Raw genomic sequence first — 20398 nt, 5'->3', positions numbered from 1 at the left:
AGCGGGGACGCGGTCCTCGGCCAGGGCCGGATGGCCCCGGCCCGGCTGGCCGTGCCCTGGCGGGGGAGGGAGGCGGCCGATGGGCGCGTTGGTCGCGACGCGACGACTCGCGGTGGTACCCGGCTGGTGGCGTCGCGCCCGTGTTCCCGCTGGCGGGTCGCTCCGCCGGCTCCGAGGCGGGATGGGCACGGTTGCCGGGATGGTCCTCCAGCTCCGGGGGAACGGTCGGACGACGCTGCGGGTGCGCGGTTGGCGCGGCGGCCGTGTGGTCGCCAGGCCCGTCCTCGTCACCCGGTACGAGGGCGGCCGATACCTCGTGTCGACGATTTCCGGTTCGGAGTGGCTCGCCGACGTGCGTGCCGCCCGAGGCCGGGCCGTGCTCGGCCGGGGGCGGAGGCCGGTGCGCCTGGTGGAGGTCGATCCGGCCGACAGGGCACCCGTGCTGCGTCGGCGCCTGGAGTGGCGTGGGAGCCGCTGGCCGGGACGCCCCCTGCCCACCGGGCTGTCCGAACCGGATTTCGCGCGGGCGGCCCGGCACGTGCCCGTGTTCCGCGTCCTACCAGTCGGAGGTCGGCGGTCGCGTTCCCGCCGTGGTTGACCGCCCGCCGGAGCCGCGCCGTGCGCCTGCCGGCCCCGCGCCGCCCCCGGCGGAAGCGGGCGGATCCCGTTCCCGCGCCGCGCGGTGCACCCGGTGGGGCCGCCGGGTGCTCTGAGGGCCGGGGCGTGGGGCAGGGCGTCCCCGACATCTGAGGTGCGACGTCCGGGCAGGTGCCGGTGGATCCCCCACCCGGACTCCCGGCGGCATGCGGTCGGCCCCGACCACCCCCAACGCGGTCGGCGGCCGGGGTCGAAGTGAGTGGTCCCTCGTCCCGGGCGGTGCGTGGCGGCGTGCGAGGAACGGTCACCGGTGGACGGGGGAGAGCCGAGCACCGAACGAGATCGGGTCGACCTGGAAGTGATTCACTGTCCCCACGTAATCATCAACACTCGATGGATACCTCGCTTTACCCGATCGAGTCCCGTATCAATAATGGGTCATGGTCGCTGCGGTGAGATCGACGGGTGACGGGCTATCGGTAGGGCTTCTGGTATGACTGGCCATCGCGTGGAGACGCGAGGCGCCGGGGTGCCGCGACCACGCACGGCCGAGGATTCGGCGAGGCTGGAACGAGACGTTCTCCGGACCTACGCCTACGCCATCCGAGTGCGGGAGGACTTCGACCCGCAGGTGCGCGGCCCGTCGAGGCGCGGTTCCTCCCGCTCGGCCGGTGGTCCGCAGCGACTCGCCCTCTACATGAGACTCCTGGTCCGCAGCGTCGACAGCGATCCGTCACGGCTGGCCGCGACACGGCAGGTCTGCCGTCGTCGCTCGGAGGGCCACACCGCGACGGAACTCGACGACGACCGCCGGCAGGTGTACCGGGTCGCGGCCGACCTGGTGGGACAGGCACTCGACACCATCGAGCCCCGTGGGCCGGTGGACGGCCGACAGCGCGGACCAGCCGGGGCGGGGACGCCCTTCGGCACCACGGAGCCCTACGTCCAGGGCTCCTGGCACCGGCACGGCGCGGTGCGCCGTGGGTTGCGCCGGCTCAACCCCGTGTACTGGCTGCGGAGACTCCGCGCCGAGCAGCTCAGGCTGGTGCACCGCCGGCCGGCCCGCCCGGCCGGGATCCAACGCATCGAGGTGCGGCAGGGGCGGACCGCCGTCGGCTGGATGCTCTTCCAGGTGTGCGCGGAGTGCCGGCTCGGGTACGTCGGCAACGTGGTCGTCGACGACGCGTTCCGTGGGCGCGGGCTGGGGAGGCGGATGGTGCTGGCGGCCCGCGAGCTGGCGCCCGGGTGCAGCTGGTTGACCACCAGCCAGTACGACACGGCGGAAACGTTCTGGCGCGAGATGGCGCGCCGGACCGGTGACGCCTACCGCGAGGTGAGCGGGGTGTCCGCCTGCCCGCACACCGGGCACGAGGTGATGCGGTACGCCGCAGGGGCGGACGTGCGGCGCAGCGTTCCGCTCACCCGGGTCGAGCTGCCCGCCGACCTGGCGGCACGCGGCCCGCGCGGGCCGGTGGGCGGGGCGCCCCGCCCCGGCCGTCCCCGCTCCTGATCCCCGGGAAGGTGGTCGGGGGGCCTGGTGGTGCCCGCTCCTGATCTCGGGGGAGGGGCGGCGGGTTTGGTCCTCCGGCCGGTGGGGCACCAAGGCGGTACCGTCGATCCACGGTCGGCGATCATCCGCGGGGGTTGTCTGTGACCGAGTGGTTGCTGTTGGGCGTCGTGGTCCTGCTGGTGTTCCTGAACGCGTTGTTCGTCGCCGCCGAGTTCAGCCTCGTCACGGTCGACCGCGCCACCGTCGAGGAGCGGGCCCAGCGCGGGGACGCCCGTTCCGCCGGGGTCCTCTCCGCGCTGCGGACGCTCTCGACCCAGCTGTCCGGCGCGCAGCTGGGCATCACCGTGACCAGTCTCGTCGCCGGGTACGTCGCGGAGCCCTCCCTCGGCGCGTTGCTGGTCGGCCCGCTCGACGCCGTCGGTCTGGGGGCCGCCGCCTCCGGCGTGGCGTTCACCCTGGCGTTCGTCCTGGTCACCGCCTTCCAGATGGTGCTGGGTGAGTTGCTGCCCAAGAACTGGGCGATCGCGAGGCCCCTCGTGGTCGCGCGGGCGGTCGCCGGTGCCCAACGTGGTTTCACCGCGCTCGCCCGCCCCCTGCTGCGGGTGCTGAACGGCAGCGCCAACGCACTGCTGCGGGCGGTCGGTGTCGAGCCCCGGGAGGAGCTGGCCTCGGCGAGGTCCGCGCAGGAACTCGCGTCACTGGTGCAGCGGTCCGGTGAGGAGGGCACGCTCGACTCGGGGACGGCGCGCCTGGTCACCCGGTCCCTCGAGTTCGGCGAACGCACCGCGGGGGACGTGATGACCCCGCGCGGGCGGGTGCGCTTCGTCCGGGCGGACGCGCCGGTGTCCGAGGTGGTCTCCCGAGCCAGGGCCACCGGCCACTCCCGGTTCCCGGTGGTCGTCGACGACCTCGACGACCTGGTGGGGGTGGTGCACCTGAAGCACGCGGTCGCGGTCCCCGTCGACCGCCGGGCCGCCACCGAGGTGCGGGCGGTCGTCTCCGACGCCCTGCTCGTACCGGAAACGCTGCCGCTCGACCCGTTGCTGGTCCGGCTGCGGGGGTACGGGCTGCAGCTGGGGGTGGTCGTCGACGAGTTCGGTGGCACCGCCGGCGTGGTCACCTTGGAGGACGTGGTCGAGGAGATCGTCGGGGACATCAGCGACGAGCACGACCGGCCGGTGTCCCAGGCGCGCCGACTCGCCTCGGGGGCCTGGCTGCTGTCCGGGTTGCTCCGGCCGGACGAGATCGCCGAGATCACGGGGACCGCGCTGCCCGAACACCCCGACTACGACACGGTGGCCGGGCTGGTGAGCCACCTGCTGGGCCGCATCCCCGAGGTCGGTGACGAGGCCAGGCTGGCGCTGCCGGGCCAGGAGGTGGTCCTCACCGTTCGGCGTCGGGACGCGCTCCGGGTCGATCTGGTGGAGCTCCTGGTGCGGGACGAGGCCGAGGGAGAGCCCGGCCGGCGCGCCGGTCCGGATGCCGAGCCGGGTGACCCGGCGTCGGGTTCACCGGGTGGGACGAGCCGGGGCGACCCCGGCCCGCACGGCCGGGGCGGCCGCGCGGATCGAGGGGGTGAGGACCGTGACCGGTGAGCTCACCGCCCTGGTCGTGGCCGTCGCGCTGCTTGCCGGCAACGCCTTCTTCGTCGGAGCGGAGTTCGCCCTCATCTCGGTGCGGCGCACCCAGTTGGAACCGCGGGTCCAGGCGGGTTCCCGGGTCGCCCGGCTCACCCTGCGCGCCGTGGAACGGGTGTCGTTGATGATGGCCGGCGCGCAGCTGGGGATCACGATGTGCTCCCTCGGCCTGGGCGCGGTGGCCGAGCCGGCGGTCGCGCGGCTGTTGGAGGGGCCGTTCGAGGCGTTGGGGGTTCCGGCGGGGCTGGTCCACCCGGTGGCCTTCGCGGTCGCGATGGCGGTGGTCGTCTACCTGCACATGGTGTTGGGGGAGATGGTGCCGAAGAACCTGGCGGTCGCGGGCCCCGTGCCCGCCGCCCTGGTGCTGGGGCCGCCGCTCTACCTGCTGGTCACCATCCTGAAACCCGCGATCGTGGTGCTCAACGCGGTGGCGAACGGCCTGCTCCGGCTTCTGCGGGTCGAACCGAGGGAGGAGGTGGCGTCGGCCTTCACCCGGGAGGAGGTGTCCGCGCTGGCCGCCGAGTCCCGGCGGGAGGGACTGCTGGACGCGGACGAGTACCGGCTGCTCACGGGTGCGCTGGCGCTGCCGGAGAGCAGTGTGCGCTCGGTGCTGCTCCCCTTGGCCGACCTGGACGCGGTACCGACCTCCGTGACACCGGCCGACCTCGAGCGGGCGGCGACCCGCACCGGTTTCTCCCGGTTCCCGGTGGTCGACGACGCGGGAGAACCGGTCGGCTACCTGCACCTGAAGGACGTCCTCGAGGAGGACCCGGCGCGGCGGGAGCGGCCGGTGCCCTCGGAGCGGGTGCGGCCCCTGATCGGCGTGCGGCCGGAGGACACGCTGGAGAGCGCGTTGGGGTTGATGCGTCGGCACCGCGCGCACGTCGCGGCCGTGCGGGGCGCGGACGGGCGGACGCTGGGGATCGTGGCGCTCGAGGACGTGGTGGAGGAGCTGGTGGGGGAGATCCGGGACGCCACCCGTCGGCACTGATCCCGGCCACGCCCTCCGTCCCCGGGGCCGGGTTCCGGCTCAGGTGGGCGGTCCGACGAGGAAGGGCTCCGGGTCGTCGAGGATTCCCCGCACCACCCAACCGGCGGCCCCCTGGACGGCGGCCCGGCTGCCCAGCACCGAGGGTTCCACCGCGATCGGAGCCCACCCGGAGGACACGACCCTGCGGTCCAGCTCGGCCAGCAGCGTCGAGCGCAACCAGGGCTCGAGCCTGGCGTAGGTACCCCCGAGCACGACGGTGGGGATGTCCACGAGGTTGATCACGTCGGCCATCGCGATCCCGAGCCAGCGTCCCGCGTCGGTCACCGCCGTCAGCGCGGCGGTGTCGTGGTCGCGCAGCCGCCCGAGCAGGTCGGCCATCCCGTCCCCTCCACCGCCTTCGGGCTCGGCCGGAACCCCGGCCGCGGCGAGCACGGCCGCCCGGCCGGCGAGCCGTTCGAGGCAGCCCCGGCCGCCGCAGGAACAGGGTGGGCCGGCCGGGTCCACCGACAGGTGGCCGATCTCGCCGCCGAAGCCCCGCACGCCGGGGAAGAGCTCTCCCGACACCACGAGACCGGCCCCGATGCCGATCTCGCCGGACACGTGCACGAAGTCGCGACGGTCCTCCCGGCCACCGAACCAGAGTTCGGCGAGGCCGGCGAGGTTCGCCTCGTTCCCGACGAGCAGGGGGCGGTCGGTCACACCCGTGCGGGCGCGCAGCTCGGTGTGGAGCGGGACGTCGCGCCAGCCGAGGTTGGGGGCGCTCCGCAGCAGGCCGGTCGAGGACTCCACCAGGCCGGGGACCGCCACGCCCACGCCGCCCACCGACACCCCGAGCCGGGCCGCCTCCGCCTGGGCGAGCCCGACGAGGTCCGCCACCTGGGAGAGGCCCTCCTCGACGGTCCGTCCCCGAGGTTCCACGTCCCGCGTCCAGCTGACGCGGACGCGTCCGGTGAGGTCGACCAGCGCGCAGGAGAGGGTGTCCACCCCGATCTCGACGCCGAGCCCGTGCGGCCCGGTGGGGGACAGCGACAGCGCGGTCCCCCGCCGCCCCCGGCCGACCCGGTGTTCGGGGCCGCCGTCGACCACGAGGCCGGCCGTGATCATCCGGTCGACGAGGCTGGAGACGGTGGCCTTGGTGAGGCCGGTACGCGCCGCGACGGACGCTCTCGACAGCCCGTCGGCCGTCGCGATGGTGTTGAGCACCAACGCCGAGTTGTGCCTGCGCACCGTGTGCTGCCCGGCCGGGCCCGACTGGTTCACCCGGCCACCCTAGTTTCCGGCCGGTGCCAGACGGACGAGCGCGGTGAGGTCCTGGCCGCCGCGCCCTGAGGGGAACGTCCTGGCCAGGACGCCCGCTGGGTCGGGCCGCACCACCCCGGTCGTGCGCCGGCCAGGTGGAGGGTTGACCCGACCGGACCACGCGCGTACAAATTCAGTCATCAAACTATTTGGGGCACCGGGAGGCAGCGTGGCCGACAAGCCGACTCGCGAGGACAGGTTCAGCTTCGGTCTGTGGACCGTTGGCTGGCGGGCGAACGACCCCTTCGGGGACGCCACCCGCGCCGCGCTCGACCCGGCGGAGGCCGTGCGCCGACTCTCCGAACTCGGCGCCTGGGGCATCACCTTCCACGACGACGACCTCATCCCCTTCGGGAGCGACGCCGCCGCCCGCGACGGGCACATCGGCCGCTTCAAGCAGGCCCTCGAGGAGACCGGGCTGGTCGTCCCGATGGTGACCACCAACCTGTTCGGGCACCCGATCTTCAAGGACGGCGCCCTGACCAGCAACGACCGGTCGGTGCGCCGGTTCGCGCTGCGGAAGGTCATGCGCAACATGGACCTCGCCGCCGAACTCGGGGCGAGCACCTACGTGCTCTGGGGCGGCCGTGAGGGTTCCGAGACCGACGCCGCCAAGGACGTCGCCGCCGCGCTGGACCGCTACCGCGAGGGCGTCGACACCCTCGCCCAGTACTCCATCGACCAGGGCTACGGCCTGCGGTTCGCCATCGAACCCAAGCCGAACGAACCGCGCGGGGACATCCTGCTGCCCACGATCGGGCACGTGCTGTCCTTCGTGTCCACCCTGGAGCACCACGAGCTCGTCGGCGTGAACCCCGAGGTCGGCCACGAGCAGATGGCCGGCCTGAACTTCGTCCACGGCATCGGCCAGGCGCTGTGGCAGGGCAAGCTCTTCCACATCGACCTGAACGGCCAGAAGGGACCGCGCTACGACCAGGACCTCGTGTTCGGGCACGGTGACCTGCTCTCGGCGTTCTTCCTCGTCGACCTCCTCGAGCACGGCGGGTACGACGGACCCCGGCACTTCGACTACAAGCCGCTGCGCACCGAGGACACCGACGGCGTGTGGGCGAGTGCCGCGGCGAACATGCGCACCTACCTGCTGCTGAAGGAGCGGGCGGCCGCCTTCCGCGCCGACCCCGAGGTCCAGGCCGCCCTGGAGGCGTCCCGGGTGCCGGAGCTGTCCCAGCCCACCCTCGCGCCCGGCGAGTCCGTCGCCGCCTTCCGCGCCGACCGCACCGCGTTCGAGGACTTCGACGTGGAGGCCGTGGCACGCCGGGGTTACGGTTACGTCGATCTGGCCCAGCTGGCGCTGGAGCACCTGGTCGGCGCTCGCGGCTGACCCGAGACGCCCTGGGTGTGGCGCGGCCGGCTGGGCGCGCCACACCGAGCACGGGGGTGAAGATGACCAGGCAGCGCGTGGCCGTCCTGGACCGCGTCGGTCATGTCAGGACCGAGGAGCGGGAGGTACCGGAACCGGGAGTGGGGCAGGTCCTGGTCCGGGTCGCCGCCGTCGGCGTCTGCGGTTCCGACGTCCACTACTACGAACACGGCAGGATCGGGGACTTCGTCGTCGACTCGCCGCTGGTCCTCGGCCACGAGGCCTCCGGAACCGTGGTCCGACTCGGCCCGGAGGTCCTCGGACCGGAGGTGGGCCAGCGGGTGGCACTGGAACCGCAGAGCACCTGCGACCGTTGCGAGCAGTGCGCGCGGGGCCGCTACAACCTGTGCCCCAACGTGGTCTTCTTCGCGACGCCCCCGGTGGACGGCGCCTTCGCCGAGTACGTGGTCGTCGACGCCCGTCGGGCCCACCCGGTGCCCGACGGGTTGTCCGACGAGGCCGCCGCCCTGATCGAGCCGCTGGCCGTGGCCGTCCACGCCACCGCCAAGGCCCGGGTGGAGCCGGGGCAGAGCGTCCTGGTCAGCGGAGCCGGGCCCGTCGGACTGCTGTGCGCCCAGGTCGCGCTGGCCAGGGGCGCCGGCCGGGTGACCGTCACCGACGTCAACGAGCACCGGCTGCGGGTGGCCGCCCGCCTCGGCGCCCACCAGGTGCTGAACGTGGCGGAGGAACCCGACGCGGACGTGGCACCCGCCGAGGTGGTGCTCGAGTGCAGCGGGGCTGCCCGCGCGGTCGAGTGGTCGGTGCGGCGCGCCGCACCGGCCGGCACCGTCGTCCTGGTCGGGATGGGCGCCACGGTGACCTTGCCGCTCGACCTGATCCAGGCCAGGGAACTGTGGATCACCGGCACCTTCCGGTACGCCCACGCGTACCCCGCCGCGATCGCTCTCGCGTCCTCGGGAGCCGTCGAGCTCGACGACCTGGTCACCGGCCGGTTCGACCTCGACGGCGTGGAGGACGCGCTCCTCTCCGCCCGCCGGGACCCGACCGCACTCAAGTCCGTGGTCAGCCCCGGAGGGCTCTCCCGGGCGTCGGCACCAACCACCTCCGACCGAGCAGGAGAACAGGCATGACCGAGCAGCGCACGCTGGTCGCCGGCATCGACTCGTCCACCCAGTCCTGCAAGGTGGTGGTGCGGGACGCCGACACCGGGGAGCTCGTCCGGCAGGGGCGGGCGAGCCACCCGGACGGGACGGAGATCGACCCCGCCCTGTGGTGGGGGGCCTTAGGCGAGGCGGTGGACCAGGCGGGAGGGCTGGACGACGTCCAGGCGCTCTCGGTGGGGGCCCAGCAGCACGGCATGGTGTGCCTCGACGAGGCGGGGGAGGTCGTCCGGCCCGCCCTGCTCTGGAACGACACCCGTTCCGGTCAGGCCGCGCTCGACCTCCGCGCCGAACTGGGCGCGGACGGTGCCGGCGACCGGGCCTGGGCCGAGGCGGTCGGGGTGGTCCCGGTCTCCTCCTTCACCGTGACGAAGCTGCGCTGGTTGGCGCGCAACGAGCCGGCGGCGGCCGAACGGACCGCGGCGGTCGCGCTCCCCCACGACTGGCTCACCTGGAAACTGGCCGGCGCCGCCGGGATCGAGACCCTCGCCACCGACCGCAGCGACGCCAGCGGTACCGGGTACTGGTCGGCCACGACCGGGGAGTACCGGCGCGACCTGCTCACCCTCGGCCTCGGGCACGACGCGGTGCTGCCGGCGGTGCTGGGGCCGAGGGACACGGCGGGCAGCACGCCGACCGGGGCGGCCCTGGGGGCCGGTGCTGGCGACAACGCGGCCGCCGGTCTCGGTGTCGGCGCGCGCCCCGGTGACGTCGTCATCTCGATCGGCACCTCCGGCACCGTGTTCGCGGTCGCCGACAACGCCGTCGCCGATCCCAGCGGCATCGTCGCCGGGTTCGCCGACGCCACCGGTCGGCACCTCCCCCTGGTCTGCACCCTCAACGCCGCCCGGGTGCTCGACGCCGTCGCCGGCACCCTCGGGGTCACCCTGGACGAACTGGGGCGCCTCGCGCTGTCCGCCCCGGCGGGCAGCGACGGGCTCGTCGTCGTCCCCTACCTGGAGGGAGAGCGCACCCCGGACCGCCCGGACGCCACCGGTTCGGTGCACGGCCTGACCCTGCGCACCTCCACGGCCGCGCACCTGGCCAGGGCCGCGATCGAGGGCATGCTCTGCGGCCTGGCCGACGGGCTCGACGCCCTCATCGCCCAGGGGGTCCGCTGTGACCGGGTCCTCCTGGTGGGTGGGGGCGCGCGGTCGGAGGCCGTGTGCCGCATCGCCTCGGCGCTGCTCGGACGTCCCGTGGTGGTGCCCGCTCCCGGCGAGTACGTGGCCGACGGCGCGGCGCGGCAGGCCGCGTGGCTGCTCTCGGGCGGCACGGAGCCGCCGGAGTGGTCCATCGGTGACACCCTCGGTTACGAGGAGGACGCCGCTCCCCAGGTGCGGGAACGGTACGCCGCCGCCCGGGACAAGGTGCTGCCCCAGGTCGGTTGACCTCGCGCACCCCGGGTGGTGGGCCGATGCGGGTTCGGGACCGTCGCGGTGTCGGCCACCCGCGGCACCGGGACGTCCGTTCCAGCGGCTCCGGGCGCGGGCGGGCGCGGCGGAACCGGGCCGCCGGCGCGCCGCTCGTGGCCGGCACCGGCCGCGTGTCCCGCCGTGGTCGGTCCGTTCCCACGTCGGTGTGAAACAAAGGAACGATGGGACGAACGCGTATCGCCATCGTCGGCACGGGGGGCATCGCCCACGCCCATGCCGACGGGCTCAGCGGGCTGGCCGAGCGTGCGGAACTGGTCGCCGCGGTCGACGTGGACCAGGGGCGGCTCGACGAGTTCGCCGAGCGGTGGGGCATCGAGAACCGGTACACCGACCTGGCCACGGCGTTGCGGGAGGCGGCACCCGACCTCGTCCACCTCTGCACGCCCCCTGGGGCGCACCACCAGCAGGCCATCGCCTGCCTGTCGGCGGGTGTCCCGGTGCTGTGCGAGAAACCCCCGACCCTCTCGCTGGCCGAACTCGACGACATCCTGGCCGCCGAGCGGGCCGGCGGGGCCCGGTTCGCCACCGTCTTCCAACACCGCTTCGGCAGCGCCGCGCTGCGGCTGCGCCGCCTGGTCGAGGCCGGTGACCTCGGCAGGCCGCTCGTGGCGGTCTGCCACACGCTCTGGTATCGGCCTGACGAGTACTTCGCGGTGCCGTGGCGCGGGAACTGGGAGATCGAGGGCGGTGGCCCCACGATGGGCCACGGCATCCACCAGATGGACCTCCTGCTCTCCGTGCTGGGCGAGTGGGCCGAGGTCACCGCCGTCGCCGACCGGAAGGCGCGCCCCACGGCCACCGAGGACGTGTCCTGCGCCCTCGTGCGCTTCGAGAACGGTGCCGTGGCCACCGTGGTGAACTCGCTGCTGTCGCCCAGGGAGACGAGCTACCTGCGGTTCGACCTCGAACACGCGACCGTCGAGGTGGAGCACCTGTACGGGTACCAGGACCAGGACTGGCGGGTCACCCCGGCGCCGGGGCGGGAGGCGGAGGTGCGCGCGGCGTGGGACACCGGGGACGAGGACGTGGCCAGTGGGCACCGCGCCCAGTTCGACGCGCTGCTGACGGCCCACGAGGGCGGCCTGCCGCTCCCCGTGTCGGCCGCCGACTCGCGGTCCACCCTGGAACTGGTGGCGGCGATCTACGCCTCGTCCTTCACCGGCACGCCGGTCCGCCGGGGCGAGATCACCGACGGCCACCCCTTCCACGGCCGGATGAGCGGTGGCGCGGTGCCGTGGCCAGCTCCCTAGGAAAGCGTTGTCCACCTGACATCCGTCCCGAGAGGGGTCTGGCGCGGGGCGAGCGCGTCCGTACGGACCGCCACCCGGCACCCGGCACCAGCGGACCAGCGGACCAGCGGACCAGCGGACCAGAGCGTTCCCCGGGTGATGACCGCCCCCGGGACCCCGGACCCGAACCCCGAGAGCACCGACCCGACCAGCGGAGGCGAGCCGTCCGTGCGCACCGAGTACGCCAGCCCCCGTCCGGAGCAACCTGCCTCCGGACACCGGCCACTGCCCACCTCGACAGAACCAGCCCCGGCCGGCCTCGGCCTCCACCACGACGCGGAGCGCTCGCTCCAGGTGACCGTGGACGGTCGGGAGATCGTCCGCTACGTCTACCGGCCCTGGGACGTCCAACTGGAGTCCCCCCGACCGTTCTTCCACCCGCTGCGGACGCTCGGCGGTGACCTGGTCAGCCTGTTCCGCCCGCACGACCACGTGTGGCACCGGGGCATCGCCTGGTCACTGCCGCACGTCGGCGAGGACAACTTCTGGGGCGGCCCCACCTACGTGACGGGCAGCGGTTACCAGCAGCTGGACAACGACGGGTCGATGGACCACGAGGGCTTCGCCCGGGCCGAGCTCACCCGGGGCACCGCCGTCGTCGAGGAGGCGCTGCGCTGGCACACCCAACAGGGCGTGCCGAGGATCGCCGAACACCGCCGCTTCGCGGTCGGGCTCGCTCCGGAGGTCGACGCCTGGGCGCTGGCCTTCGAGTCGACGATGACCAACCTCGGAGCCGACGCCGTCGCCTTCGGCAGCCCCACCACCAAGGGCAGGGAGAACGCGGGCTACGGCGGTTTCTTCTGGCGGGGGCCCCGATCCTTCACGGGTGGGCGCATCGAGCTGCCCGGCACCACCGGAGCCGACGAACTCATGGGCGAACGGGCGCCGTGGGCGGCGTTCGTCGGCCAACACGACGACCACGGCAGGTGGTCGACGCTCACCTTCGTCGACGACGAGTCCAACGCGGCGGCCACCGGGGCCGGCGGACCCACCCGGTGGTTCCTCCGGTCGGACCCCTTCGCGGCGGTCTGCCCCGCTCCCTTCTTCTCCACCGAAGTCGACCTCGACCCCGGGGCGGCGCTCACCCTGCGCTACGCCGTCGTGATCGCGGACGGGGACCGGGGACAGGACGGCTGCGCTCGTCTGGCCGAGGCCGGGGTCCGCGCGCTCGCCTCGCTCACGTCGGACGAGGGGGGCCAGCGGTGACTGGCGGGATCGAGCCCGGGGCCGCCGAGGGCTTCCCCGGCGCGACGGCCGTCTCCCACCTCCGCGTGTACGACTGGCCGGCCGAGGACGGCCGGCGGGGCGGGTCGCCGCACCTGCACACGGCCTCGAGCGAGGGCTACGTCGTGCTGTCCGGCGAGGGCCGGCTGGAGACGCTCGGCGCCGATGGATACCAGGAGACCCCGCTGACCAGGGGGACCCTGTTGTGGTTCACCCCGGGGACGGTGCACCGGCTGGTCAACCTCAGTGGTGACCTGGAGATCCTCGTCGTCATGCAGAACGCCGGGCTTCCGGAGGCAGGTGACGCGGTCCTCACCTTCCCCGCCGAGGTGCTGGCGGACGGGGCGCGGTACGCCGACGCGCACCGCATCCCCGCCCCGGCACCCGACGAGGGACCCGAGGACCTCGACAGCCCCGCCGCGCTGGCCGCCCGCGCCCGCCGCGATCTCGCCGTCAGCGGCTACCTGGAGCTGCGGGAGCGGGTTCGCGCCGAGGGCCCTGGCGCGCTGGAACCACTGCACGACGCGGCGGCCCGCCTCGTGGCGCCCAGGATCGACGAGTGGCGGTCGAGGTGGGAGCGGGGCGCGGCCGCCCAGGCGGATCACACCGGGCGCGCGTTGGCGGACCTGGCCAGCGGGCGCGGCCCCCACCTCAGGGACGCGCGGGTGCGTTCGGTGCTCCCGAGGACCGGGCCCCTCGGATACGGGATGTGCGGCCGGCTGCGGGTCTGGGACCTGGATGGAGCCGTGGTAGCGGGCGGCGGCGACTGAGACCGGCGGCCGGGGCGCGGGCGACGGCCCCGTTCCGGCCGCTCCCCGCGACCGGGCCGGGAGGGCGTGCTCCGCCGCGCGCTGGTCCCGAGGTCAGTCGGTGGCGGCGGCGCGCGCCGCGCGGACGAACTCCTCGATCAGGAGGTGGTCCTTCACACCCCGTTCGCGCTCCACGCCGCTGGAGACGTCCACACCCCAGGGGCGGAGCACCCGGACGGCGGTTCCGACGTTGCCGGGGCGAAGTCCACCCGCGAGCAGCCACCGCCGGCCCGCGAGGAGTTCCGCGTCGGTCGGGGACCAGTCCCAGCTCTCGCCGGAGCCCGCGACCGGGGAGTCGACCAGCAGCAGGTCCGCCCGGGGTTCCTCGCCGTCGGCGGGACCACCGCGAACCGAGTCGATCGGCACGGCCCGCACCAGCCGAACGGGGAGGTCGCGCACCTCGTCGAAGGCCGACGCCGGGTAGTCGCCGTGGAGCTGGAGCGCGCCGACCCCGGACTCCACCGCCAGTTCGCGCGCACCGGCTGCGGACACACCCCGGACCACTCCGACGGTGAGCACCTCGGGGGGAACCAGTTCGGCGAGCTCACGCACCCGTCCGGGCGCGAGCTGGCGCGGGCTCTCGGTCAACACGAAACCGATCGCGTCCGCTCCCGAGGACACCGCCACCTCGACCGCGGCCTCGGTCGTGAGCCCACAGATCTTGACGAACACCCCCCAAGCCTAGTGCCACCGGGCGGAACCCGGTGGCGCCCGGTCCGGCTCCCGAATCCCGGGGACCCGTCCTCTCGGGGGCGCCCGGTCGCGGGGCCCGCACCCCAGCGGACGGGAATGGGAATGCCAACCCCATTCGTGGTCGGACCCGTTCCTCGGAAAACACCTCCGCCGACGGGATGCGGAAACGGGTCGGGCAGGTCCCCGCGCCGGCTGGGAACAATCCGTCGAGGAGTCGTGCGGGTTCTCGTGGCGGGCGAGCGGTCGCGGGTTTTCCGCCGCCGCCGGAACCGGATCACGTTTCGCGCTCCGCCCTTTCTCGATAACGGGACGCCGTTTCTCCGGAAATGGGCGGCGCGCGCTCCTCGGCTCGTGCCGCCCGTGGCCGGGATGGGCGCGCCCGTGCTCGGCGCGGTGCCGGGCCGGGACGCCGTCACCCTGCGTGGGGGAGGGGCGCCGTCGACGCGCCCGTCGCCTTCGAACACCTGATCGACCGCGACATCCCGTGGAGTGTCCCCCATTCCGGGGGCGGGCCGCCCGGGAACCGGGTGAGTCGATCGCTCGAGCCCCGGGTGGTGGCCGTCGTCGGCCGAGCGGTCCCCCGGCCGGGTTATGGATCATTCGTCAGGACCGCACCCGATGTGGCCGATGTCCGCTCTGCCGTGATCGCGACGTGATCTCGCCTGGTCGTCGCGTCGTGACTCCTCCGGGACGGACCGCCCCCGGCCGCTCCGGTCGCTCCGCTCGGTGGAGGCACAACGGGAATCGTCGACGGTGTTAGAATCGTGCGATGGCGCGCGAAGAGGATGGAGAACTGATCCCTCTCAACCCGCCCTTCGACGTCGTCTATCGCGGTTTCCACAGAACCCAGGTCCTGGATTACGTTCGGTCGCTGGAGGGCGACCTGCGCATAATCGCGGCCGACCGGGACGCCGCGTTATCGCAGTGCGCCGATTTACGGAACAGCCTGGAACTCACCCGGCGGGACCTGGACCAGGCGCGGGAGGCCGCCGACCGCATGGTCCAGGAGCCGGTCAGCGCCGCGACGCTGAGTGAACGCCTCCAGCGGATGCTCGCCCTGGCCGAGTCCGAGGCGGACGCGCTGCGGGCCCAGGCCGACGAGTACGTCGTCAACCGCAGGGCGGAGGCGGAGCGCGAACGCGACGACCTCTGCCGCGAGTACGAAGGACTCGTCGCCGGCCAGGAGGAGCACCGCCGCCAGGTCGAGCGGGACTACGAGCGCCGTGTCGCCGACATGGCCAGGGAGTACGAACGCCGGTACGCCGGCATGTTGGCCGAGGCGGAGGCGGTCCTCGCGGACGCGAAGGCCAAGGCCGAACAGCGGGTCTCCGACGCGACGGCCGCCGCGGAGCAGACGGTGGCCGAGGCCACCACCACCGCGGAGCGGATGGTCGCGGAGGCGACCGCGACCGCGGAGGGGATGGTCGCCGAGGCCACCCGCAGGTGCACCCACATCGAGTCCTCCTCCGCCGCCAGGCGACGCCAGGTGGAGAAGGACTTCGAGATCGCGATGGCCAAGCGGCGCAGCGACGCGGCGCGGAGACTGCGCGAGCACGAGGCCGAGGTCGAACGACGCCTCCACGCCAGGACCAGGCAGGTCGACGACCACGTCGAGAACCGACTGCGCCACGCCCAGGACAGGGAGGACGAGGTCCGGGACGCCCAGCGTTCCGCGCTCGCCCAGTTCGAGGTGGCCCGGCGACTGCTCGACCAGGCGGCGGACAGCGTCCACGTCCTGCCGGAGCGCCGGGACGCCGCCCGGCCGTCGCGGCAGCCCTCGGATGCTCGCCCAACACCCCCGGCCGAGCGGGGAACGGTGGGTGCCTCCCCGCCGGCGGACCTCCCCGCCCGGGCCACGACGGGACCCGCCAGCCGGGACCAGGCCCCCGGCGCGGTGACGGACGAGGCCGCCGAGGAGGGGGACGACGACGCCCCGCCCGCGCGGCAACAACCCGGGAAGTCGCTCGCCGCGCAGTCGGCGAAGAAGAACCGCAACGCACGCGCCCGGTCTCGGCGTCCGGCGAAGTCGCGCCGCTGAAGGGGGTCGCCGGACCCGCCACCCGTGGCGGGGCGTCCGGCGACCGTTCCTCGCCTCAGGCGCGACCGACGCCGACCCGTGCCCGCAGACAGGTGGAGAGCGCGTCGGCGGCGGTGAGCGCGTCGACGAACCGCGTGTACAGCGGCGCGAAGCCGAACCGGCAGACGTTCGGCGGGCGGTGGTCCCCGATGACCCCCTGGCGTTCCAGCGTCGCCATCACCGCCCGCGCGTCGTCGCACTCCAACGCCACCTGGCTCCCGCGTCGTCCGTCCTCACGGGGCGTCAGGAGGTGGAACGAGCCCGGTGGCGCCAGGGCGTCGAGGCAGGACACGAAGAAGTCGGTGAGGGCCAGGCTCTTCCGCCGGACCTCGGCGAGGTCCACGTCCGCCCACACGTCCAGCGCCGCGTCGAGCGAGAGCAGGGAGAGGATCTCGGGCGTACCGGTGCGGAGGCGGGTCGCCCCCTTGGCCGCCCGGTACTCCGGCTCCATGCCGAAGGGGTCGGCGTGCGAGCACCAGCCGGCCAGCGGTTGGTCGAGCCGGTCCTGGAGGTCGGAGCTGGCATAGCAGAAGGCCGGCGCGCCCGGGCCGCCGTTCAGGTACTTGTAGCCGCAGCCCACGGCGAGGTCGACCTCGGCCCGGTCCAGTCCGACCGGCAGGGCTCCCGCGCTGTGCGAGAGGTCCCAGAGGGTCAGGGCGCCCGCTCCCCGGGCGGCGGCGGTGAGCGCGGGGAGGTCCCACAACTCGCCGGTGCGGTAGTCGACGTGGTTGAGCAGCACCAGCCCGGTGCGGTCGTCGAGGCGGTCCACGAGCTCCGAGGGGTGGCACGGCACCAGTGTTGCCCCGGTGAGCCGGGCCGCGGACTCCGCGAGGTAGCCGTCCGTGGGGAACGTGGTCCCGTCGACGAGGAGTTCGGTTCGACGCGGGTCCCGCCCGACCGCCGCCCGCAGCCCCGCGACGGTCAGGCGGAACACGTTGACGCTCGTGGAGTCGCCCACCACGATCTGGCCGGGAGCCGCGCCGACGAGCGGTGCGATCCGGTCCCCCACCCGTTCCGGGGCGTCCCACCACCCGGCGTCGCGCCACGACCGGATCAGGCCCCGGCCCCACTCCTGCTCGACGACCTCGCGCAGGCGGCTCGGGACCGAGGTGGGAAGCGCCCCGAGCGAGTTGCCGTCGAGGTACACGAGCTCCTCGTCCAGGTCGAACTGGTCGCGGAGGTGGGCCAGCGGGTCGGCCGTGTCCGCGGCGGCCGCCCGTGCGGCCAGCCCCGCGACCGACGTGTCCCGGCCGTCAGCCACTCGCTGTGGCACCACGTGCCTCACACCCTTCCTCGCGCGGACCAGAGTTCGGGGAACACCGGCCGAGCCGCTCGCTTCGTCAACCAGGCGACCCCCGAGGAGCCACCGGTACCAGTCTTGTCACCCATCGCCCGCCGGGTCGCCATCAGGTGGTCCTGCCGCCACCGCCACACCCCCTCCGCCACGTCGGTGAGCACCTCGCCGAGCGAGAGGAGATCTCGCTCCTCGTCGGCCGTGCCCTCCGCGCGGTAGATGTCGGCCCAGGCGCGTTCGACGGCCTCCGTGTGCTCGTGGCGCAGCGAGGGCTCGCGGTCGAGCACCGACGCGGGGAGGCGGTGGCCGCGACGGTGCAGCAGCCGGAGGGCCTCGTCGTACAGGCTCGGGGTCGCCAGCTCCCGTTCCAGGCTGGCGTGGGCCACCGGATCGGCCCGGTGCGGGGTGAGGAAGTTCGTCGAGCGGTCTCCCAGCACGAACTCCAGGTGCCGGTACTGCGCGGACTGGAAACCCGACCCCTCGCCCAACGCCGACCGGTAGGAGTTGAACTGGGTCGGGGTGAGCCAGGCGATCGGCTGCCAGGAGGCGACCAGCGCCGCGAGGGTCGGAAGGCTCCTCCGCAACGAGGTCACGCCCGTGGCCACGTCGTCATCCCGGAGCGCCCGTCTCGCGTGGTCCCACTCGTGCGTCAGCAGGCGGAACCAGAGCTCCATCACCTGGGTGGTGACCAGGAACGCCATCTCGGCCGGGTCGCCGGAGCGGGGTTGCTGGAGGCTGGTCAGCACGGATGCGCGCACGTAGTCCTCGTACGGGGTGGCTCCGCCGAAGTCGAGCCTCGGTTCGGATTCGTCGTCGACCGGCATGGGGTCCTCCTGTCGGTGTCGGCGTCGGTGTCGGACCGCCGCGGGGTCGCCGCGGGGCCCGCCCAATTCCACCCGCTGGACGGAGAAAGCGGAAGGACCGCGCCGCGACTCACCCGCCGTTCGCGGCGCGGCCGCGTCCACCGGTGCCGGGTGGGGCGCGCGCCCACTGCCCCCGGGAGCCCACGGGCCGGGCCTCGACCGGTCGAGGCCGGCTGTACGGCACCTGAGCTGGGCCGGAACGCGCATCCGATGGTGCTTGATGTGCCACCTCGACGGGGAGCACCGCCTGGTTGGTGCCGCCGGCGGCGCAACCTCCCGCGTCAAGGCGCGTCTACTCTCCGTGGGGGCCGACCGGCCCGAATTCCGAGATGTAGCGGGTGCGAGGCGTATGAGTGGTAGGTGGGACGGTCCGCGGCAGCCCCCGAGACGACCCCCGCGACAGCCGCCGCCGGACCGGACGGCGATGATGCCCCAACCTCCGCACGGTCGACGTCCTCCGCCGCGCCCGGGGGGTGGACGGCCCCGCCCCGGCGACGCGGACCGACCTCGGGCCACCAGCACCGCCCATCCGCCGCCGAGGGGCCGGGCGCGCCGGCGGCCGCGCTGGGGCCGGCGGCTGATGGTCCTCCTGCTGGTCCTCGTGGTCGGCCTCGGTGCCCTGGTCTTCTGGTTGGACACCCGGTTGAACCGTGAGGAGATCCTCGCCGACTACCCCGGCCGTCCCGCCGGCACGGCGGGCACCAACTGGCTGATCGTGGGCTCGGACAGCCGGGAGGGCCTGGACGACGACCAGCGTTCCGACCTCGCCGCCGGGGACGCGGCGGGGCGGCGGACCGACACCATCATGCTGGTCCACGTCCCCGACAACGACACCCCGCCCACGATGGTCTCGCTGCCCCGTGACTCCTATGTGCCGATCGAGGGGTACGACGACAACCGGATCAACGCGGCCTTCGCCTTCGGCGGCCCCCAACTGCTGGTCCGGACCGTCGAAGGCGCCACGGGCCTGCGCATCGACCACTACACGGAGGTGGGGTTCGCCGGGTTCGCCGGGATCGTCGACGCGGTCGGCGGTGTCGAGATGTGCCCGGACGAGCCGATGCGGGACCCGTTGGCCGGACTGGACATCGAGGCGGGGTGCCAGGAACTGGACGGCGCCCAGGCCCTGGGCTACGTGCGGACCCGTGCGAGTGCGCGGGCGGACCTCGACCGGGTCGAGCGGCAGCAGGAGTTCTTCTCCGCGTTGATGGACCGGGCCACCAGCGCGGGCGTGCTCGCCAACCCCTTCCGGGTCTTCCCCCTCGCCTCCAACGGTGCCGAGATGCTGACCGTGTCCGAGGGGGACCACCTCTGGCACCTGGGTGGGCTCGCCCTGGCGATGCGGAGTTTCTCCTCCGGCGAGGGGGTGAGCACCACGGTGCCCATCGGGTCGATGGAGCGCCGGCGGGGCATGGCTGTGGTGCTGTGGGACCAGGCGGCGAGCCAGCAGCTGTTCGGCGCACTCGCCGAGGACCGCCCCGTGCCGCCGGAACTGGTGGGCGGCTGATGACGAGGGCGTCCGGGCGGGATCGCTGACGAGTCCCCGCCCGGACGCCCTTCGCGTGGAGCCTCGGTCAGATCTGGCCGCTCAGCTGGCTCTCCGGTTCGGTCCACTGCTGTTGGCGTTGGCGCACCTCCCAAGCCAACCGCTGCTCAAGCCATTCCTGGGCCAGGGTCGTCGGAGCGGTGTCCAGCTCCTCGGCGAGCTGGCGCAGCTGCTCGCTGGACTCCGGTCGCAGCCGGAGCTGGAGCACCTGGGCCTTGCCGAAGCGGAGCCCGGTCGCGGTCGTCTCCTCCTCGCTCTCCGGCGCCAGCGCGGCCAGGTAGGAGTCGAGTTCGTTGTCCGGACCCGCCTCCGTCCCCTGCTTCACCGCGGGGCGCCGCCGTCCTGAAGGTTTCGCTCGTCCGAAAGCCACCCGTCAACGATAACGACTTGGTTGCGGTCGCCCAAGGGGGCGGCGGCAAGCACATCGTCCTCAGTGGACTCGACGTGCCCGGGGCCGAGGGTGGCGCGAGGCCCAGGAATGCGGAGGCCCCCGCGCCAGGGGGAGGAACGCGGGGGCTGGAGGGGAATCTCCACAGTGCTGGCTGGGGGTTTGCCAGCGGGGAAATTGTCGCACGTCGGGCCGTGATACCGCATCGGATTCGTCAACTTTCCTTCGTGATCTTTCCGTGAG

17 protein-coding genes are annotated in these 20398 nt (G+C 73.8%); 12 read left to right on the top strand and 5 right to left on the bottom strand.

The features are described from left to right. Nucleotides 1-79: 79 nt before the first annotated feature. From ACOJVX_RS24325 to ACOJVX_RS24310, 4 genes are all read left to right on the top strand, one after another. Nucleotides 80-598: a nitroreductase family deazaflavin-dependent oxidoreductase gene (locus ACOJVX_RS24325; RefSeq protein WP_155886208.1), complete on the top strand. Its 519-nt coding sequence runs from the start codon at nucleotides 80-82 to the stop codon at nucleotides 596-598. Between the two features lie 492 nt (nucleotides 599-1090). Further along, entirely contained in the window at nucleotides 1091-2107 is a 1017-nt protein-coding gene (locus tag ACOJVX_RS24320) for a GNAT family N-acetyltransferase (protein WP_155886207.1), read from the top strand. Nucleotides 2108-2247: 140 nt separating this feature from the next. Further along, entirely contained in the window at nucleotides 2248-3702 is a 1455-nt protein-coding gene (locus ACOJVX_RS24315) for a hemolysin family protein (RefSeq protein WP_016697519.1), read from the top strand. Further along, on the top strand, nucleotides 3692-4735 hold the full coding sequence (locus ACOJVX_RS24310; protein WP_422647108.1) for a hemolysin family protein: 1044 nt from the start codon (nucleotides 3692-3694) through the stop codon (nucleotides 4733-4735). Before ACOJVX_RS24315 ends, ACOJVX_RS24310 begins: the two co-directional genes overlap by 11 nt. Nucleotides 4736-4774: 39 nt before the next feature. On the opposite strand, the gene ACOJVX_RS24305 is transcribed toward ACOJVX_RS24310, so the two are convergent. Next, the gene (locus tag ACOJVX_RS24305) at nucleotides 4775-5995 is read right to left on the bottom strand and encodes an ROK family protein (protein WP_422647107.1); all 1221 of its coding nucleotides are present in this window, start codon (nucleotides 5993-5995) and stop codon (nucleotides 4775-4777) included. 208 nt (nucleotides 5996-6203) lie between these two features. Between ACOJVX_RS24305 and xylA the strand changes: the two genes are divergently transcribed. The 6 genes from xylA (at nucleotide 6204) to ACOJVX_RS24275 (ending at nucleotide 13255) form a co-directional block, all read left to right on the top strand. After that, a complete protein-coding gene (gene xylA, locus ACOJVX_RS24300; RefSeq protein WP_026419658.1) occupies nucleotides 6204-7376 on the top strand; it encodes a xylose isomerase in 1173 nt (390 codons plus the stop codon). Nucleotides 7377-7438: 62 nt separating this feature from the next. Beyond that, nucleotides 7439-8506, top strand: a complete 1068-nt coding sequence (locus ACOJVX_RS24295; RefSeq protein WP_030226646.1) for an alcohol dehydrogenase catalytic domain-containing protein — start codon at nucleotides 7439-7441, stop codon at nucleotides 8504-8506. Beyond that, nucleotides 8503-9927, top strand: a complete 1425-nt coding sequence (gene xylB / locus ACOJVX_RS24290) for a xylulokinase (protein ID WP_030226643.1) — start codon at nucleotides 8503-8505, stop codon at nucleotides 9925-9927. The genes ACOJVX_RS24295 and xylB overlap by 4 nt, the downstream gene beginning before the upstream one ends. Before the next feature lie 206 nt (nucleotides 9928-10133). Further along, nucleotides 10134-11222 carry a Gfo/Idh/MocA family protein gene (locus ACOJVX_RS24285; RefSeq protein ID WP_026419655.1) on the top strand — a complete coding sequence of 363 codons (1089 nt, stop codon included), beginning with the start codon at nucleotides 10134-10136 and terminating at the stop codon, nucleotides 11220-11222. 138 nt (nucleotides 11223-11360) lie between these two features. Further along, nucleotides 11361-12467 carry a PmoA family protein gene (locus ACOJVX_RS24280; protein WP_418154718.1) on the top strand — a complete coding sequence of 369 codons (1107 nt, stop codon included), beginning with the start codon at nucleotides 11361-11363 and terminating at the stop codon, nucleotides 12465-12467. Then, nucleotides 12464-13255 (top strand): cupin domain-containing protein, encoded by a 792-nt coding sequence (locus ACOJVX_RS24275; RefSeq protein ID WP_418154719.1) that lies wholly within the window; start codon nucleotides 12464-12466, stop codon nucleotides 13253-13255. The genes ACOJVX_RS24280 and ACOJVX_RS24275 overlap by 4 nt, the downstream gene beginning before the upstream one ends. 93 nt (nucleotides 13256-13348) lie before the next feature. On the opposite strand, the gene ACOJVX_RS24270 is transcribed toward ACOJVX_RS24275, so the two are convergent. Further along, the gene (locus ACOJVX_RS24270; protein WP_418154720.1) at nucleotides 13349-13966 is read right to left on the bottom strand and encodes a phosphoribosylanthranilate isomerase; all 618 of its coding nucleotides are present in this window, start codon (nucleotides 13964-13966) and stop codon (nucleotides 13349-13351) included. Nucleotides 13967-14756: 790 nt separating this feature from the next. On the opposite strand from ACOJVX_RS24270, the gene ACOJVX_RS24265 reads away from it, so the two are divergent. Beyond that, nucleotides 14757-16025: a hypothetical protein gene (locus tag ACOJVX_RS24265; RefSeq protein WP_103055944.1), complete on the top strand. Its 1269-nt coding sequence runs from the start codon at nucleotides 14757-14759 to the stop codon at nucleotides 16023-16025. A gap of 55 nt (nucleotides 16026-16080) precedes the next feature. Here ACOJVX_RS24265 and kynU read toward each other — a convergent pair whose 3' ends face one another. Both kynU and ACOJVX_RS24255 read right to left on the bottom strand, forming a co-directional pair. Next, nucleotides 16081-17340 (bottom strand): kynureninase, encoded by a 1260-nt coding sequence (gene kynU, locus ACOJVX_RS24260; protein WP_418154721.1) that lies wholly within the window; start codon nucleotides 17338-17340, stop codon nucleotides 16081-16083. A gap of 5 nt (nucleotides 17341-17345) precedes the next feature. Next, entirely contained in the window at nucleotides 17346-18182 is an 837-nt protein-coding gene (locus ACOJVX_RS24255; protein ID WP_030104580.1) for a tryptophan 2,3-dioxygenase, read from the bottom strand. 619 nt (nucleotides 18183-18801) lie between these two features. On the opposite strand from ACOJVX_RS24255, the gene ACOJVX_RS24250 reads away from it, so the two are divergent. Beyond that, entirely contained in the window at nucleotides 18802-19728 is a 927-nt protein-coding gene (locus tag ACOJVX_RS24250; protein WP_418154722.1) for an LCP family protein, read from the top strand. Between the two features lie 67 nt (nucleotides 19729-19795). On the opposite strand, the gene ACOJVX_RS24245 is transcribed toward ACOJVX_RS24250, so the two are convergent. Further along, nucleotides 19796-20092: a hypothetical protein gene (locus tag ACOJVX_RS24245; RefSeq protein ID WP_051314162.1), complete on the bottom strand. Its 297-nt coding sequence runs from the start codon at nucleotides 20090-20092 to the stop codon at nucleotides 19796-19798. Nucleotides 20093-20398 lie beyond the last annotated feature (306 nt).

Origin of the sequence: Actinoalloteichus caeruleus (assembly GCF_049311605.1) — a bacterium.
GTDB classification, from domain to species: domain Bacteria; phylum Actinomycetota; class Actinomycetes; order Mycobacteriales; family Pseudonocardiaceae; genus Actinoalloteichus_B; species Actinoalloteichus_B caeruleus.
Note: the sequence above shows the minus strand (reverse complement) of the source record. Positions and strands in the feature narration are given on the sequence as shown.